At 60.8% G+C, this 16,346-nt stretch carries 15 protein-coding genes; 9 read left to right on the top strand and 6 right to left on the bottom strand.

Going from position 1 to position 16,346, the window contains the following annotated elements:
- Positions 1-53 precede the first annotated feature (53 nt).
- Positions 54-1,304 (top strand): formyl-CoA transferase, encoded by a 1,251-nt coding sequence (gene frc / locus FFS21_RS02910; RefSeq protein ID WP_137923438.1) that lies wholly within the window; start codon positions 54-56, stop codon positions 1,302-1,304.
- Between the two features lie 129 nt (positions 1,305-1,433).
- Entirely contained in the window at positions 1,434-1,871 is a 438-nt protein-coding gene (locus tag FFS21_RS02905; protein WP_137923437.1) for a PAS domain-containing protein, read from the top strand.
- Positions 1,872-1,922: 51 nt separating this feature from the next.
- Here FFS21_RS02905 and sucD read toward each other — a convergent pair whose 3' ends face one another.
- From sucD to FFS21_RS02885, 4 genes are all read right to left on the bottom strand, one after another.
- A complete protein-coding gene (sucD, locus tag FFS21_RS02900) occupies positions 1,923-2,795 on the bottom strand; it encodes a succinate--CoA ligase subunit alpha (protein ID WP_137923436.1) in 873 nt (290 codons plus the stop codon).
- Between the two features lies 1 nt (position 2,796).
- Complete coding sequence (gene sucC, locus FFS21_RS02895; protein ID WP_137923435.1) at positions 2,797-4,008, bottom strand: ADP-forming succinate--CoA ligase subunit beta; 1,212 nt, start codon at positions 4,006-4,008, stop codon at positions 2,797-2,799.
- A gap of 267 nt (positions 4,009-4,275) precedes the next feature.
- Positions 4,276-4,593, bottom strand: coding sequence for an HAD family hydrolase (locus FFS21_RS02890; RefSeq protein ID WP_137923434.1), 318 nt, complete (start codon positions 4,591-4,593; stop codon positions 4,276-4,278).
- Positions 4,594-4,701: 108 nt separating this feature from the next.
- Positions 4,702-5,661 carry a LysR family transcriptional regulator gene (locus FFS21_RS02885; RefSeq protein WP_137923433.1) on the bottom strand — a complete coding sequence of 320 codons (960 nt, stop codon included), beginning with the start codon at positions 5,659-5,661 and terminating at the stop codon, positions 4,702-4,704.
- A 217-nt stretch (positions 5,662-5,878) separates the two neighbouring features.
- Here FFS21_RS02885 and oxlT (FFS21_RS02880) point away from each other — a divergent pair, with 217 nt between their 5' ends.
- From oxlT (FFS21_RS02880) to oxlT (FFS21_RS02865), 4 genes are all read left to right on the top strand, one after another.
- Positions 5,879-7,234, top strand: a complete 1,356-nt coding sequence (gene oxlT / locus FFS21_RS02880; protein WP_137923432.1) for an oxalate/formate MFS antiporter — start codon at positions 5,879-5,881, stop codon at positions 7,232-7,234.
- A 75-nt stretch (positions 7,235-7,309) separates the two neighbouring features.
- A complete protein-coding gene (locus tag FFS21_RS02875; protein ID WP_137923431.1) occupies positions 7,310-8,221 on the top strand; it encodes a LysR family transcriptional regulator in 912 nt (303 codons plus the stop codon).
- Between the two features lie 247 nt (positions 8,222-8,468).
- On the top strand, positions 8,469-8,681 hold the full coding sequence (locus FFS21_RS02870; RefSeq protein ID WP_137923430.1) for a hypothetical protein: 213 nt from the start codon (positions 8,469-8,471) through the stop codon (positions 8,679-8,681).
- Between the two features lie 643 nt (positions 8,682-9,324).
- Positions 9,325-10,632: an oxalate/formate MFS antiporter gene (gene oxlT / locus FFS21_RS02865; RefSeq protein ID WP_137923429.1), complete on the top strand. Its 1,308-nt coding sequence runs from the start codon at positions 9,325-9,327 to the stop codon at positions 10,630-10,632.
- 228 nt (positions 10,633-10,860) lie between these two features.
- On the opposite strand, the gene FFS21_RS02860 is transcribed toward oxlT (FFS21_RS02865), so the two are convergent.
- Positions 10,861-11,862: an alpha/beta fold hydrolase gene (locus tag FFS21_RS02860; protein WP_370459363.1), complete on the bottom strand. Its 1,002-nt coding sequence runs from the start codon at positions 11,860-11,862 to the stop codon at positions 10,861-10,863.
- A gap of 177 nt (positions 11,863-12,039) precedes the next feature.
- Positions 12,040-12,660, bottom strand: coding sequence for a TetR/AcrR family transcriptional regulator (locus tag FFS21_RS02855; protein ID WP_137923427.1), 621 nt, complete (start codon positions 12,658-12,660; stop codon positions 12,040-12,042).
- A gap of 282 nt (positions 12,661-12,942) precedes the next feature.
- Between FFS21_RS02855 and FFS21_RS02850 the strand changes: the two genes are divergently transcribed.
- The 3 genes from FFS21_RS02850 to fahA all read left to right on the top strand — a co-directional run bounded on the left by FFS21_RS02850 (position 12,943) and on the right by fahA (position 16,311).
- Complete coding sequence (locus FFS21_RS02850; protein ID WP_137923426.1) at positions 12,943-13,329, top strand: helix-turn-helix domain-containing protein; 387 nt, start codon at positions 12,943-12,945, stop codon at positions 13,327-13,329.
- A 360-nt stretch (positions 13,330-13,689) separates the two neighbouring features.
- Positions 13,690-15,027 (top strand): homogentisate 1,2-dioxygenase, encoded by a 1,338-nt coding sequence (gene hmgA, locus FFS21_RS02845; RefSeq protein WP_137923425.1) that lies wholly within the window; start codon positions 13,690-13,692, stop codon positions 15,025-15,027.
- 18 nt (positions 15,028-15,045) lie between these two features.
- A complete protein-coding gene (gene fahA, locus FFS21_RS02840) occupies positions 15,046-16,311 on the top strand; it encodes a fumarylacetoacetase (protein ID WP_137923424.1) in 1,266 nt (421 codons plus the stop codon).
- The last annotated feature ends 35 nt before the right edge of the window (positions 16,312-16,346 follow it).

The raw sequence follows: 16,346 nt of genomic DNA, 5'->3' as shown, positions 1-16,346 counted from the left end.
CTTGAATCCACTCGAATTTCACCCCCATTCCTCAATCCAATAGGAGAGCGAACGTGAACCTTCCACTGCACGGCATCAAGATCATCGACTTCACGCACGTCCAGGCCGGCCCCGCCTGCACCCAGCTTCTCGCGTGGTTTGGCGCAGACGTGATCAAGGTGGAGCGCCCCGGCTCCGGCGACGTCACCCGTACGCAGCTCCGCGACGTTCCTGACGCGGACGCGCTGTACTTCACGATGCTCAACAGCAACAAGCGCTCGTTGACGCTGGACACCAAGAAGCCCGAAGGCAAGAAGATTCTCGAACAACTGATTCGCGAATCTGACGTGCTGGTGGAAAACTTCGGTCCGGGCGCACTGGATCGCATGGGCTTCTCGTGGGACCGCATCAAGGAACTCAATCCGCTGATGATCGTGGCATCGGTCAAGGGCTTCAGCGACGGCCACCACTATGAAGACCTGAAGGTCTACGAAAACGTGGCGCAATGCGCGGGCGGCGCTGCATCGACCACCGGTTTCTGGGACGGTCCGCCCACGGTGTCGGCAGCTGCCCTGGGTGATTCGAACACCGGCATGCACCTGGCCATCGGTATCCTGACCGCAATCATCGGCCGCCAGCAGACCGGCAAGGGCCAGAAGGTGGCCGTGTCGATGCAGGATGCCGTGCTGAACCTGTGCCGTGTGAAGCTGCGCGACCAGCAGCGCCTGGATGCCCTGGGTTACCTGGAAGAGTATCCGCAGTACCCGCACGGTACGTTCAGCGACGTGGTGCCCCGCGGCGGCAACGCCGGCGGTGGCGGCCAGCCGGGTTGGGTGCTGAAGTGCAAGGGCTGGGAGACCGATCCCAACGCCTACATCTACTTCACCATCCAGGGCCACGCCTGGGAGCCGATCTGCAAGGCGCTGGGCAAGGAAGAGTGGATTACCGACCCGAACTACAGCACGGCGAAGGCGCGTCAGCCGCACATCTTCGACATCTTCAATACCATCGAAGCCTGGCTGGCCGACAAGACCAAGTACGAAGCGGTGGATATCCTGCGCAAGTACGATATTCCTTGCTCGCCGGTGCTGTCGATGAAGGAAATTGCCGCAGATGAATCGCTGCGCAAGAGCGGCTCGATCGTGGAAGTTCCGCACAAGGTTCGTGGCACGTACCTGACCGTGGGCAGCCCGATCAAGTTCTCGGACCTGAAGCCGGAAATCACGGGTTCGCCGCTGCTGGGCGAGCACAGCGACGAAGTGCTGGCCGGCCTTGGCTACAGCGCCGAGGAAATCGTCAGCCTGCGCGAGTCGCAGGTAATCTGAGCGCGGTGTGCCGGGGAACGCGCGGACGAAACCTTCCGCGCATTCCCCGGCGGCTCGGGCAAGTGCCAGAATGACAGCCTGGAACCCGGGGCGACGATCCACGCCTCTTCCCATTCCTCAGGAATGACCATGCAGACTGCAATCGACTACGAACAATTGGTGTCCGCCATCGGCGACGCCATCATCATCTCCGGCGCCGATGGCGCCATCACGTTGTGGAACCCCGCGGCAGAATACATGTTCGGTTTCACCCAGGAGGAAGCCCTGGGCAAGTCGCTGGACCTGATCATTCCCGAGCGCCTGCGTGCGCGCCACTGGGAGGGGTACGACAAGACCATGGCAACGGGCCAGACCCGCTACGGCCATGACTTGCTGAAAGTCCCGGCGATCAACAAGAAAGGCGAGGCGATGTCGATCGCCTTTACCGTGGCGTTGCTGCACGGAGAGGGCGGGGAGATTACGGGCATCGTGGCGGTGATCCGCGACGAGACCGCGCGCTTTCAGGAAGAACGGGCGCTGCGCAAGCGCATCACGGAACTGGAAGCCAAGGCGGGCGCCGCAGCCTGAACTTCTTCTCTCTTTTTCGGGGGCGCGCGGATGCCTGCGCGCCCCCGATGCCTATTTCATCGCGGCTGCCATGGTTGCTCCCAGAACCGCTGGCGAAGCGGGCACATGGAGTCCGGCTTGCCGCATGGCGTCGATCTTGGCTTCCGCCGTCCCTGTCCCCCTCAAGACAACGGCCCCTGCATGACCCATGCTGCGTCCCGCTGGCGCAGTGTTGCCGGCGATGTAGCCCACCACGGGTTTGCGACACCGGGCTTCGCGCAGGAAGCGTGCGGCGTCTTCTTCCGCAGACCCATCGATCTCGCCCAGCATGAGGATGCCTTCGGTCTGGTCGTCGGCCAGGAACATCTCCAGGCAGTCGATAAAGCTGGTGCCGTTGACCGGATCGCTGCCAATGTCGATGCAGGTCGACTGACCCAGCCCGGCAGCCGTGGTTTGCGCTACGGCCTCGTACATCAACGTACCCGAACGTGACACTACGCCGATCTTGCCCGACGCGTGGATGTGCCCGGGCATGACGCCGATCTTGCATTGGCCGGGCGTGATCACGCCCGTGCAACCCGGGCCGATCAGGCGGCTGCCGGAACCTGACAGCGCACGCTTGACGCGCACCATGTCCATCACGGGGACGCCTTCGGTCATGCAGACGATCAGGGCAATGCCCGCATCGACCGCTTCCAGGATGGCATCGGCGGCGAACGGTGGTGGTACGTGGATGACCGATGCATCCGCGCCGGTGGCGTCGGCCGCTGCCGCCACGGAGTCGAAAACCGGCAGGCCGAGGTGCGTCGCTCCGCCTCTGCCGGGCGCAACGCCGCCGACCATCTTCGTGCCGTAGGCCAGGGCCTGTTCCGCATGGAACGTGCCTTGCGCGCTGGTAAAGCCCTGGCAGATCACGCGCGTGTTCTGGTTGATCAGGACACCCATTTCACCTGCCTCCTTTTGTCTGCGTGGCGCGCACGGCGGTCACAATCTTTTCGGCCGCATCGGCTAGATCCCCGGCAGACACGATCGGCAGACCTGAATTGCGCAGGGTATGCCTGCCCTGATCGACGTTGGTGCCAGCCAGCCGCACTACCAGCGGCACGGTCAGGTCCACTTCGCGCGCGGCCGCGATGACGCCTTCGGCAATGTCGTTGCAGCGCACGACCCCGCCGAAGATATTCACCAGAACACCTTTGACATTCGGATCGGCCAGGATCAGGCGGAAGGCCGTCGTGATGCGCTCCGTGGTGGTACTGGCGCCTATATCCAGCAAGTTGGCTGGCTCGGCGCCATGGAGCCTGACGATGTCCATGGTGGCCATCCCGAGTCCCGCGCCATTGGCCATGCAGCCGATAGTGCCGTCCAATTGGACATAGTTCAGCGCGTGCCTGGCAGCCTCGGTCTCGGCGGGGTCCTCCTCGCCCTCGTCGCGCATTGCCTCGATCTCGGGATGGCGGAAGAGGGCGTTGTCGTCGAAGCGGAACCTGGCGTCGAGCGCCATGACCTCGCCGTTGTCCGTGACTGCAAGCGGATGAATTTCCAGGAGCGACGCGTCGAGCTCGGTGAAGGCGCGATAGGCCGAGAGAATGAGTGGCGTGGCGGCATCCGCCAGCTTGCCTGACAGCCCGAGGCCGAACGCCAGCCGGCGTGCATGGAACGGTTGGATACCGCAAGCCGGGTCGATCGCCACCTTCAGGATCTTCTCTGGTGTGTGTGCGGCAACCTCGTCGATGTCGGTGCCGCCTTCGGTCGACACCATGATCGTGACGCGCGCCGTGGCGGGGTCGATCAGGATGGCAAGGTAAAGCTCGCGCGAGATAACGCAGTCTTTCTCGATATAAAGACGCCGCACGACCCGGCCGGCCGGGCCGGTGTGCCTGGTGATCAAGGTCCTGCCCAGCATCTGCGCAGCGTTGGCGTGCACCTCGTCAATGGACATCGCGACACGCACGCCACCCTTTTCCGAATGATTGCCCGCGAAACTGCCGGCGCCGTGGCCGCCCCCGTGAATCTGCGACTTCACCACCCAGGCAGAGCCCCCAAGCTTGCGGGCGGCATGGGCGGCGTCGTCCGGCGTAAAGGCCACGCAGCCGGGTGGCACGGGCACGTCATAGCGCCTGAGCAATTCCTTGGCCTGATGTTCGTGGATGTCCACGTGTCTCCTCTCGCTGTTATATGCCGAATGCCGGTCTTGGAAGCGTCGATTTCCTTACAAAAATACGGTATGTAATATATCAACGAGAAAGGTGTAAGGAAATCCGCGAAAACGAGTAGGTAGGAAGCCCTTCTCCTGCCTCGATAGCGGTCGGGACCTTGGCCGGGATCTACAAGGGAAGCGATCTGAACTTGTCGTCGCCGGCCAGGAAAATAAAAAGCGCGCCATTGGCGCGCCTTTGACTTCAAGACTGAAGAACTCAGCGATTCAATTCGTCCCTGCTCCCGCCACGGCGCGCAGGTACTCGTTCTTCTTGTCGAAGATGAGTTGGCTGAGGAACGGCGCATCGTACGCGGTGAGCAGGTGCGCATGGTACTGCTCGATGTAGCGCGCCACGCGGGCTTTTTCGCACTCGATGCCGCACAGCCATTCGAACATGGGTGCGTCCCAGCGGAACGTCAGCTCCAGTTCGTCGAATGCGGCGTTGTAGGCGGCCAGCTGGACGTCGCGGTCATGATGGCGCGTGTCGTTACCGGCTGACGTGGAAAGGGAGGAGGCGGATTCGCCGGTATGAAGTTGTTGCATGTTCGTCTCCTGAAAGTGCACTGCGGTGAATCTTGGTATGTGTGCAGCTTAGGCAGGACGAACGATTTACGATAATTAAAGTTACATCGAAAAACCATAAGTAAATGCTTATGCATTGACGCGATGTCGTTGCGCGGGCCGGATCAACCCCTCGACACCGGTGATCTGCTGGATCAGCGTATGACCTTCCTCCATCAGAAAATGCTTGAATGCCAGCGCTACCGGGGGAAGACGCTTGTTTTTCCGGTGCACGACATACCAGTTCAGCATCACCGGGAAGCCCTGGATATCGAGCACGGCCAGTTTGCCGGTCTGCAGTTCCAGTCCGACGGTATGCGCCGAGAGAAAAGCGATCCCCATGTTGGCGATCACCGCCTGTTTGATGGTCTCGGTGCTCTTGATCTCCATGGCGATGCGAAGGTTGGACAGCCTTCCCGCAAAACCTTCCTGCATCGAGTTCCAGGTGTCAGATCCTTTTTCGCGTGAAACAAACGCCTCCTCCGCCAAGCCGGCCAGAGGTATGTTGCGTTGCCCAACAAGTGGATGATTCGGCGCGGCCACAATCACGTAGGGATGAGGAGCGAATGATTCCGCAATGGTGTCAATACCTTCTGGTGGGCGCACCATGACAGCCAGGTCCGTCAGGTTTCCGCCCAGTTGATGCAGCAATTCCTCGCGATTGTGCACTGCGAGATTCAGTGTCACGCCATCATGCCGATTCATGAATTCGGCAAGCAGGCGAGGAAAGAAATAATCGCCGGCGCTGATCACGGCGACGTTCAGACGGCCTCCGGAAATACCCTTGAGTTGCGCCATGGCATCCTCCGCCTCCCTGAATTGCTGGATGATGCTGCGGCTGTAGTGGAGCATCTCCGTGCCTGCCGGAGTGAGGTAAATCCGCTTGCCGAGCTGCTCGAACAAGGGCAGGCCCACATGGTGCTCCAGCTGCCGAACCTGCGTGGACACGGCAGGCTGCGTGAGATGCAGCTCCTCTGCGGCCCGCGAAAAGCTCAGGTGACGGGCTACCGTCTCGAACACTTTCAATTGCCGCAGCGTTGCATTTTTCATTGCACTGGATTCCTGCAATCTATAAAGGATCGTCAATGATCATAATAAAAAACTTTATGACGTGCTGATCTAAGTTTGAAGTAGCATCAATGCACGAATTCGTGCCGCAATGTCAGGCGCGCTCATTCAGTAGTGAAAAAAACGGGCGGTTCCCCAAACAGGCCAGCCCAGCACTCGCGCCGCAGAGCGCGAAGACACTAATGCAAGGAGACACGACATGGCGCACTTCGATGCGGCAGACGCCGTCACGGCTAATCAAGACGGCGGCCGCTCAGGCGGCCTGCTGGGCAATCGCTGGTTCCAGCTTTTCATCGGCATCCTCTGCATGGGGCTTGTGGCGAACCTCCAGTACGGCTGGACATTGTTCGTCAATCCCATGAACGCCAAGCACCATTGGGGCGACTCTGCGATCCAGGTCGCCTTTTCCATTTTTATCGTGACCGAAACCTGGCTCGTGCCGCTGGAAGGCTGGCTCGTAGACCAGTTCGGACCCCGGCCGGTAGTGGCCGGCGGCGCCATCTGCGCAGGTCTTGCCTGGGTGCTCAATTCCTATGCCACGTCGCTGCCGATGCTGTATGCCGGCGCCGTGCTCGCCGGGATCGGCGCAGGCGGTGTCTATGGCACGTGCGTGGGCAACGCGCTGAAGTGGTTCCCGGACAAGCGCGGGCTGGCAGCCGGGCTCACCGCTGCAGGGTTTGGCGCCGGCGCAGCCCTCACGGTGATTCCCATTGCAAATATGATCGAGAAGTCCGGATACGAGCATGCGTTCCGCACGTTCGGCATCATCCAGGGCGTGCTGATCTTTGCGATGGCGTTGTTACTGGTCAAGCCACGCCCGCCCAAGGGGCTGAAGGCCAACAAGGCCATCCTGACCAACCCCGTGGAGTTCACGCCGGGCCAGATGGTGCGTACACCGGTGTTCTGGGTGATCTATGCATCGTTCGTGGCCGTGGCAGCCGGCGGCATCATGGCCACCGCGCAACTTGGACCGATTGCCCGGGATTTCGGCTTCGCGACGATGCCCATCACGATGCTGGGCATGACGTTGCCGCTGCTGACGATGACACTGTCCATCGACAACCTTTGCAATGGATTGACGCGGCCGTTGTGCGGCCTCATCTCGGATCGCATCGGTCGTGAGAATACGATGTTCGTGATTTTCATTGGCGAGGGCCTGTCGCTGATCGGCCTGCTGGAGATGGGACATAACCCGTACTGGTTCATGTTCTTCGCCGCGCTGGTGTTCCTGTTCTGGGGCGAGATCTTCTCGATCTTCCCGGCGTTGTGTGCAGATACGTTCGGCAGCCGCTTCGCCGCGTCCAATGCCGGCACGCTTTACACGGCCAAGGGGACAGCCGCGATACTGGTGCCGCTGGCATCGGTGCTGTCGCATACGGGCGGATGGAACCTCGTCTTCGCCGTAGCAGCCGCGATGACTGTGGCTGCGGGGCTATCGGCGAAATTCGTATTGCAGCCCATGCGCCAGCGCTTCATCACGGGACATGCCGCTGCGAAACCTGTCAGCGATGCGGGCGGGTACGCAACGGGCTGGTCGGCAGGCAAGGGCGACTAAGCAGGTATTACCCACCTACAACTTTGTAGCCGTACCACCGCACTATCACGGCGACAGCCAGCAAGGAGCGGCACCATGAATGTTTCGCTTCCGCAGTTGAAGGCATTTGCCGCTGTGGCGCGCCAGAAGAGTTTTACGCGCGCCGCGGCGGAGTTGGGGCTGACGCAATCGGCCATCAGCCGTAGCGTGCGCGAACTCGAAGAAGAAATCGACCAGCGCTTGTTCGATCGTACGACTCGCCAGGTGGAGCTAACCGATGCCGGCGAGACGCTCTCCCAGCGGATTTGCCACCTGATAGAAGAGGTGGAGCAAACCCTGCGGGAGAGTCATGGAACGGGAAAGCCGAGCCAGGGCACCGTGCAGATTGCGACCGATCCGGTGACGTCCTCGATGTCGGTGCCAATGTGGGTGGCGGGTTGCCGGCAGGCCTGGCCCGGCATCGGCATTACGCTGCGCGACAAATCGCATGACTCGGTCCTGCAGAGCGTGCGTAGCGGCGAGGTGGATTTCGGTATCGCCAGCAACCCGGCGCCGTGCGATGACCTGTACTGCGAACCGCTGTGCATCGATTCACTGCAGGCGGTATTGCCCGCGGATCATCCGCTGGCAGCGGGGGAGTCCGTGGGCTGGGGCGAACTGGCCGACGCCTCGGTGCTGACCCTCGATCAGAATTCGGGCGTACAGCCGGCGGTGGACCGCGCGTTGTCCACCTATCACGTCAGGCCAGGCTCGCTGCAATTGCTCGGACACTTCGCCGCTATTTTCGGGATGGTTGCGATGGGACTCGGCATTGGCGTCGTGCCGTCGCGTGCCCAGGCCAGCGGTATGGCGCCCGCCGCCGTGCTTCGCCCTTTGCGTCCGCAGGTGACGTCCAACGTCATGCTCGTGCGGCGCAAGTCCCGATCGCTAAAACCTAACGCTGCCGCCATCTGGGACAACCTTCGTGCACAGGAATACGACACCGGGCTGTTGAAGAAAGTAGGGTGAGATCGTGAAACGGATTCATGTGATGCGCCGCCGCATTATTTTTAGTGCCTTAATAGGCTGAATTCATCACGAAAGCGACTGATAAAGCGGATTTTATTCATATTGTTGTGATGACCAACGCACCTCTCGGGGTGCGTTGTCTTTTTAGGCGCAGACCTCTACTGATATACCACATACCAAATATTTACAGACCTCGCAGTGCAGCATATAATGAATCCACCTTGATCTTCATCACTTAGGAGTTTTCATGAACGCTACGCTGCTTACTATCCTGGCCCTTGGTGTGGTTTCCCTTGGCGTTACCGTCACGTATGTCCTCGCCACGCTCGTGCCGATGGGCCTGCTTACCACAGCTCAGGAGCACGGACGCTTCGCTGGCCTGGGTTCCGAAGAGAGCGATACCGGTATCGGCAGCTCGGTTTCGGACACCGTCCTGCAACCGCGTTTCCTGCACGCCTGATCGCTCGGTTTTATCGCTGTACCAAGTATCAAGTTCGGGTCCACTGTAGCGGCCGGCAACACCTGAACTGAAGTGGTTTGTCAGTTTTCCTCGCGGCCGTTTCTTCAGCTTCTTATGCCCCTGCGCCTGCGGATCTCAGGTCCCGACGCAGCGCGGTATATCGCTCCACTCGTTCGTTTCCCTGCTTTTTTTGTTCTCGCATTGCTCGGGACTTACCCTATCGCGGGTATTCCGTAACATGCGCCGCACCAATTTCCACTCCAGCTTCGGCATGATGCATTCATGCGAAAAAGATCCCTAAGTAATTGATCTGAAAGGGGAGCGATACAAGCCGCCCAAGGAATTTGATGCACCCGACGCACCAGTCCGCGTTGCGATGATCATGCGTGCTTTCGAATGTCCGCTGTACCAGTCAGGCACACGTTCCAAGGCCCTTGAACTTCGGTGATATACCACATACTGTATAGCACTAGAACGGCTCAGCTGTTCGAGGCAGCAGGACAGAAGGGCAGTCCAAAAACAAAAGCAAAGCAGTAAAAGCAGGATTAAAAGAAACACCAGAAGACATATCAAAACACCACCGGTATCCAACGTAGATGCCATTCCGCAACGGCGGGACACACCGCCAGAAGGAGACACCACCATGGAAAGTCAGCAACGCGCAGGCGCGCAAGCGTCCTGGTATGGTTCGCCGTGGATGCAGCTTGTATTCGGCGTGATCTGTATGGCGATGATCGCCAACATGCAGTATGGCTGGACGTTGTTCGTCAACCCCATTGACGAGAAACACCAATGGGGCCGCACTGCCATTCAGGTGGCATTCACCATCTTTGTGGTGACCGAAACCTGGCTGGTCCCTATCGAAGGTTATCTGGTCGACAAGTACGGTCCGCGCCCGGTTGTGGTGGGCGGGGGGTTGCTATGTGCGATCGCATGGGTCCTCAATTCGGTAGCTGGATCTCTGCCGATGCTCTACGTTGCCGCTGCAATTGGTGGCGTGGGTGCCGGCGCCGTATATGGCACCTGCGTGGGCAATGCGCTGAAGTGGTTCCCCAATCGTCGTGGCTTGGCGGCGGGTATTACAGCGGCCGGGTTTGGAGCGGGTTCTGCGGCTACCGTGGTGCCGATCGCCAACATGATCAAGACCAGTGGCTATGAGGCAACGTTCCTGTACTTCGGTCTGGGGCAGGGCATCATCGTGGTGCTGCTTGGCCTGGCGCTGCTGCCGCCGCCCGCGAAGCTGATGGCGGACGTCAAGGCGACGCTGAAGTCGGCTGCGACGTATAACGCGTCGCCCCGGCAGGTTCTGTCCTCGCCCATCTTCTGGGTCATGTATGCGATGTTCGTCATGATGGCCGCAGGCGGTCTGATGGCGACGGCGCAACTCGGTCCGATCGCCAAGGACTTTGGCCTGCACGATTCGCCGGTGTCGATCCTCGGCCTGACTCTGCCGGCGCTGACCTTCGCCCTGACCATCGACCGTGTGCTCAATGGGGTCACGCGCCCCTTCTTCGGCTGGATCTCCGACCACATCGGACGTGAAAACACGATGTTCATCGCGTTCGCCGTGGAAGCTGTCGGTATCCTGCTACTGTCCAAGTACGGTCATGATCCGGTGGCGTTCGTGGTGCTGACTGGCATCGTGTTCTTTGCCTGGGGCGAGATCTACAGCCTTTTCCCTGCCACCTGCGGCGATACCTTCGGCCCGAAGTTTGCTGCCACCAATGCTGGCATGCTCTACACCGCCAAGGGAACGGCAGCCTTGCTGGTGCCTTTCTCCAGCGTCATCACGGCCGCCACGGGCGACTGGCACGCCGTGTTCATGCTGGCTTCGGGCATGGCCGCGCTCTCGGCGCTCCTGGCGGTGTTTGTCCTCAAGCCGATGCGCGAAGCGCATGCACGAAAAACCGTGCAAGACAGCGCGCCGATTGGCATGCCGCGCGATGCGTGAGAATCTGACGTGAACAAATAGTAGTCGCCTCGCGAGAGGCGTTTGTCCCAGGCCCGCCGCGTGCGGGCTTTTTTGCGCTTGTTCCGAGGCACGCACCCGACTGGCTTCGTAGACTTCGTGCAATTAACCGCCAACGAAGGACCTAAACAATCCGGGGAGAGGGCCTGCCTTTCGGCAAGTCCCTCTCCCCGGATTCATGGTCTCCAACGAGCAGGGGTCGCTGTGGCGCTAACGGCCCAGGGGCAAGGCAGATCTGGTAGTGAGATTGCCGACGAAATCGACGACATGCCCGAGCACAGCATCGTCGGCCAGGATGCGACGATGGCCCAGCCCTTCGGTTGTCAGGAGTCGGGCGCCCGGCCAAGCGCCGGCAATGGCTGCGCCATCCTGCCAACGCACGGTTTTGTCATGGCGGTCGTGAATGACAAGGGCGGGAGGCACCGGCCGCGCGCGTCCGATATCTGGCACATTGAACGTCGACCAACTCGTGCCGAGCCATTGTTCGCTGTTTCGCTGCATCCGCGCCAGAACCCTGGGCGCAATGCCGAGCTGCCAGGCCAACGCCGAGCAGGCATCGTGCATGTCGGCAGGCGAGCCGATCATGACCACGCCACGGGCTGGAAGACCTTCGCGGATTGCCTGCGCTGCGGCGGCACCGCCCAGCGAATGCGCAATGACCGCGTGCACCGGTCCAACATGCCACGCGACCGCCAACAGCGAGCGCGTCATTTCAAGTATCGAGGTTTGCCGCTGGCCACGGGCGCCTGCGTCCGACGCGCCATGTGATAACGCATCGAAAGCCACGACACGCATGCCCGCCGACAGCAGCTTTCCAACCATGGCGTGCCACTGTCCCGCATTGCCGCCCCATCCATGGGCGAGTACCACGACCGGTCCTTTGCTTCCCCAGCGATATACCCGCACGCGGCGGCTGCCGCCTTGCCCCGTTACAAGTGCCCACTCTGTGCGTGCAGCATCGAGCAATCGCAAACCTTCCGCCGGGATGCGTTCGCGTGGAGGCGAAAACCACAGTCTCTCGAGCGCGCGCGACGTGGCGTCGGGAAAAAACAGGCTGCCGGTCTGCCAGCGCAGGCGGTGCCACGCCAACAACCCGGACGTCAAGGTGTTGGTGAGTCGATGACGGAGGCGAAACGGTACCTGCCCGGGTTCGGATGCAGGGTCGACGGATGCAGATGACAACACTTGCGGCACGGTGAGCACCTCCAACAGCTTCTTTATGATGGCTGACGAGAATATGACTGCAGCCGGTCCGACTTTTTTCGCGTAAGGGAACGACCAGTCGTGCTATTTTTTGGGCAAGAAAAACCGGCAAGAATGCCGTTGGATACACTGCGCGAATGCCCTCGCTGCAGCGTTGTCAATCCCGTTAGCCGGTTTCCTGTAGTACTACTCTGCGCGGGCCGGCGACCCAGGGCAATTCTCACGGACGTCATTGACGAGCCGCCCAAAGGCCTTTCGCGCCATCCCTGCCGCATCGCCCCGGCCCATCAGCCTGAGCGATGACTGGAACGACATCCCGATGCCAGCCATCTCGAATGCGAACTGGCGCGGATCCGTATCCTGGCGCAGATCCCCTTCATCGACTGCATCCAGAACCACCCGTACGATGGTGCTGTGCCAATCCTTGAATGCCTGTACAACGTTGTCCCGTATGACGCCGGGACGATCCCGGTATTCCTGGGACAACGCCATGAACACGCATCCGCCTTCGATCACCGTGCCGGACAACCAGGCCATGTAGCCGTCGAACAACTTCTCCAGCCGGCCGGTGCCGCGAGGCTCGCGCATGGCGGGCTGAATGACGATTTCCGAGAAGCGTTCCATGGCTCTGACCAGAACGGCTTCCTGCAACGCTTCCTTGGATCTGAAGTGCGCGTAAAGCCCGCTCTTCGACATGTTGGTGTCGGCAGCAAGTGTTGCGAGCGACAACTGCTCGAAGCCGACCTTTGTGGCCGACTGCAGTGCCTGCTCGATAATTGCGCTCCGCGTCAGTTGTCCTTTTTGCATGCGCTGGAGAATAGCACGACCGGTCGGTTTGTCAACTTGCCTTGTGCCACACATGGACGATACTGATGTGACGTCAACGCAAAGCGGGCGCTTCCGTTATGTGAAGGCGGAGGAGGATGGTGTGCTTTGTCAGCCGTACGGATGAGAGTCCGAATGGCCAGATCAAGCCATCATTAAAAAACTGTAAAAGTGTTCCACAACAGACCTTACGGAACGCTTAACGTGCTCTATACTCGAATGCACGTCCGCGCACTTTTTTTTCACTGGTGACTGGAGACCGACATGAACAGTACAGCCGTGCCAAGAGGCGCTAGCGAACCGTTCCGGCAACTGCGTGCGTTGCGTCGAGCCCGCAAGCTCAAGCAGGAGGACGTCGCCCGTAAGGCCGGGATTTCCCGGGAGGCCTATCTCAGGGCCGAATCGGGCCAAGCCGATCCGCGCATGTCCACCTTTCTGGCGGCATGCGAGGCGTTGGGCCTTGAAGTCGTACTTGCGCCGCAACACCTGGCTGCAGACGTCAACGCATTCATAGCCAGCCGCAATGGTGGTGTCACAACCGCCTCAATGGCGGGACAACCCGCTGCAGCGCAGGCCCCGTCGGCGCCCGCGCCGTCGCAGGGTGGTTTTGGAACCGGCTCGGCGCCGGGCGAGGGCCACAAGCCCGTTTGACCGAAACAGTGCGCTGAACGACGAGGGCGGGCGAGTCATCGCTCGCCCTCGGCGGATATATGCTTCGCCGCCAGCCCCTGCTGGCGCATATTGCGTGGCCGTGCGCCGCGCATCTCGTTTTCCTGATTCATTCTTGGCCGCCCGTCCTCGTCTTCGCGCGGCGCTCCTGTCGTTCACATTTCCCCGTTTGTTTCGTTGCCGTCGCCTGTCAGCTGACGATGCCTGCGTGCGTCTATTGTGTTGGTGTCAGTTGTGTTTGACTTTGCGCAGGCGCGTGATTACGATTCGGTAAATTGATTTAACAATACGTAATTTTCTCGGCGACGCTTGAGTTTGATGGCGAGGTGAGAAGGAGACTTCATGACACAAGCACAACTTCATCCGGCTGAAGGCATCGGGCAGCAGGCAGCGGCGTATATGTCCGGGTTCGCCAACGAATTTGCTACCGAGGCGCTGCCTGGCGCGCTGCCTGTTGGCCGCAACTCGCCGCAACGCGTGGCATATGGTCTCTATGCCGAACAGATTTCAGGTACCGCCTTTACCGCGCCGCGCGCGCACAACCGTCGTTCGTGGCTGTACCGCATTCGCCCGGCGGCCATGCACAAGCCGTTTGTCGAGATGGCGCAAGGCCGCTGGCTAAGCCGCTTCGACGAGGTGCCGGCGTCACCGAACCAGATGCGGTGGAGTCCGCCGGCGATGCCGTCTGCCCCAACGGATTTCGTGGACGGCATCGTCACGATGGCAGGCAATGGCGGACCCGAGGCGCAAACGGGGTGTGGCATCCATCTCTATATGGCGAACCGGTCGATGCAGGACCGCTTCTTCTATAACGCCGATGGCGAGATGCTGATCGTGCCGCAGCAAGGCCGCTTGCAGGTGGATACAGAGATGGGACGCCTGACCGTGGAGCCGCAGGAAATCGTGGTGATTCCACGCGGTGTGCGATTCAGCGTTGCGCTGCCCGATGGCGAGGCGCGCGGCTACATCTGCGAAAACTACGGGGCGTTGTTCCGGCTGCCGGATCTTGGCGTCATCGGCTCCAACGGTCTGGCGAATCCGCGTGACTTCCTCACACCGGTTGCCCACTACGAAGACCGCGAAGGCAAGTTCGAACTGGTGGCGCGCTTCCAGGGCAATCTTTGGCGCGCCGAGATCGATCATTCGCCGCTTGATGTCGTGGCATGGCATGGCAACTACGCGCCTTATAAATACGACCTGCGCCATTTCAATACGATCGGATCCATCAGTCATGACCATCCGGATCCGTCCATCTTCCTGGTGCTGCAGTCGCCGTCGGACACACCGGGTGTCGATACGGTCGACTTCGTGATCTTCGGGCCGCGCTGGCTGGCTGCGGAAAACACGTTCCGTCCGCCCTGGTTCCATCGCAATATCGCCAGCGAATTCATGGGCCTGATCACGGGCGTGTACGACGCCAAGGCCGATGGATTTGCACCGGGTGGTGCCAGCCTGCACAACTGCATGAGCGGGCATGGTCCCGATGCCGAGACCTTCGAGCGGGCCAGTGTCTCGGACACCAGTGCGCCGCACCACATCACGGACACGATGGCGTTCATGTTCGAAACCCCCGGCGTTATCCGTCCCACTCGCTATGCGGCGGAGTCGGCCATGCTGCAACACAACTACTACACGTGCTGGCAGGGCCTAAAGAAGCATTTCAACCCTGACGTCCGCTGAAACTCGGAGTATTTCGATATGACCGCCCCCATGACCAGCTGGGTCGAATCGGCCAACGATGGCCAGACTCATTTCCCGCTGCAGAACCTGCCGTACGGCATTTTTTCCAAAGTTGGCGAGACACCGCGCGTAGGCGTGGCGATTGGCGACCAGGTGCTTGACCTCGCTGCACTGGACGATGCCGGACTGCTGCCCGCCGCGGCGCGCGGCACGTTTGCGGCGCCGACGCTGAACCGCTTCATCGCCCTTGGCAAGCCGGTGTGGAGCGAGACGCGTGCGCGGCTGGCCGCGCTGCTGTCAGTAGCGGGTGACCAGAGCCTCCGGGGCAATGCGGCACTGTGTGGCAAGGCGCTGGTGCCGATGTCTGCAGCGACCCTGCACCTGCCCGTCGAGATTCCGGGCTATACCGATTTCTACTCGTCTCGTGAGCACGCGACCAATGTCGGCCGCATGTTCCGCGATCCCGAGAATGCGCTGCTGCCCAACTGGCTGGAGATTCCGATTGGTTACAACGGTCGTGCCAGTTCGGTCGTGGTCAGCGGCACCGCGCTGCGTCGGCCGAATGGCCAGATCAAGCTGCCAGATCAGCCGCGCCCGATTTTTACGGCGTGTCGCAAGCTGGACTATGAACTGGAGATGGGCTTCATCGTTGGAAAACCGTCGACCCTTGGAGACCCGGTGAGTACCGAGGCCGCGCCTGCGCATATGTTCGGCATGGTGATTCTCAACGACTGGAGTGCGCGCGATATCCAGCAATGGGAATATGTGCCGCTTGGGCCGTTCAACAGCAAGGGCTTTGGCACGTCGATCTCGCCGTGGGTCGTCACGATGGATGCGCTAGAACCGTTCCGTCGCGACAATCCGGCCCAGTCTCCCGAGCCGCTGCCGTATCTGCGGCAGCAGGCGAGGAACGCCTACGACATCGCGCTTGAAGTGGCGCTGCAACCCGAGGGCGGCGATGCCACCACGGTATGTCGTACCAACTTCAAGGCGATGTACTGGACGATGGCGCAGCAACTGGCTCACCATACCGTATCCGGCTGCAATGTACGCGTCGGGGACCTGATGGGCTCGGGCACCATTAGCGGTACCACGGCCGATTCGTGCGGCAGCCTGCTGGAAACCACGCGCAACGGCAACGAACCCGTGGAACTGGCTGGCGGGGTCCGGCGCGGTTTCCTGGAGGACGGCGATACCGTGGTCATGACAGGCTGGTGCCAGGGCGACGGTTACCGCGTGGGATTCGGAGAAGTGATGGGGAAGATCCTGCCGGCGCATGCATAATTTGACCGACTGAATTCTCGGACTACACGGTCGCG

The sequence above is a fragment of the Cupriavidus sp. 2SB genome (assembly GCF_005503625.1).
Lineage (GTDB): Bacteria > Pseudomonadota > Gammaproteobacteria > Burkholderiales > Burkholderiaceae > Cupriavidus.
The sequence above is the reverse complement of the archived record's forward strand: the minus strand, read 5'-3'. Positions and strand labels throughout refer to the sequence as shown.

Bases quoted from the DNA above. Each gene is read 5' to 3' on its own strand.
- FFS21_RS02905 (WP_137923437.1), top strand. From the start codon at position 1,434: ATGCAGACTGCAATCGACTACGAACAATTGGTGTCCGCCATCGGCGAC.
- sucD (WP_137923436.1), bottom strand. From the start codon at position 2,795: ATGGGTGTCCTGATCAACCAGAACACGCGCGTGATCTGCCAGGGCTTT.
- FFS21_RS02890 (WP_137923434.1), bottom strand. From the start codon at position 4,593: ATGCAACAACTTCATACCGGCGAATCCGCCTCCTCCCTTTCCACGTCA.
- FFS21_RS02885 (WP_137923433.1), bottom strand. From the start codon at position 5,661: ATGAAAAATGCAACGCTGCGGCAATTGAAAGTGTTCGAGACGGTAGCC.
- oxlT (WP_137923432.1), top strand. From the start codon at position 5,879: ATGGCGCACTTCGATGCGGCAGACGCCGTCACGGCTAATCAAGACGGC.
- FFS21_RS02875 (WP_137923431.1), top strand. From the start codon at position 7,310: ATGAATGTTTCGCTTCCGCAGTTGAAGGCATTTGCCGCTGTGGCGCGC.
- FFS21_RS02870 (WP_137923430.1), top strand. From the start codon at position 8,469: ATGAACGCTACGCTGCTTACTATCCTGGCCCTTGGTGTGGTTTCCCTT.
- oxlT (WP_137923429.1), top strand. From the start codon at position 9,325: ATGGAAAGTCAGCAACGCGCAGGCGCGCAAGCGTCCTGGTATGGTTCG.
- FFS21_RS02855 (WP_137923427.1), bottom strand. From the start codon at position 12,660: ATGCAAAAAGGACAACTGACGCGGAGCGCAATTATCGAGCAGGCACTG.
- FFS21_RS02850 (WP_137923426.1), top strand. From the start codon at position 12,943: ATGAACAGTACAGCCGTGCCAAGAGGCGCTAGCGAACCGTTCCGGCAA.
- hmgA (WP_137923425.1), top strand. From the start codon at position 13,690: ATGACACAAGCACAACTTCATCCGGCTGAAGGCATCGGGCAGCAGGCA.
- fahA (WP_137923424.1), top strand. From the start codon at position 15,046: ATGACCGCCCCCATGACCAGCTGGGTCGAATCGGCCAACGATGGCCAG.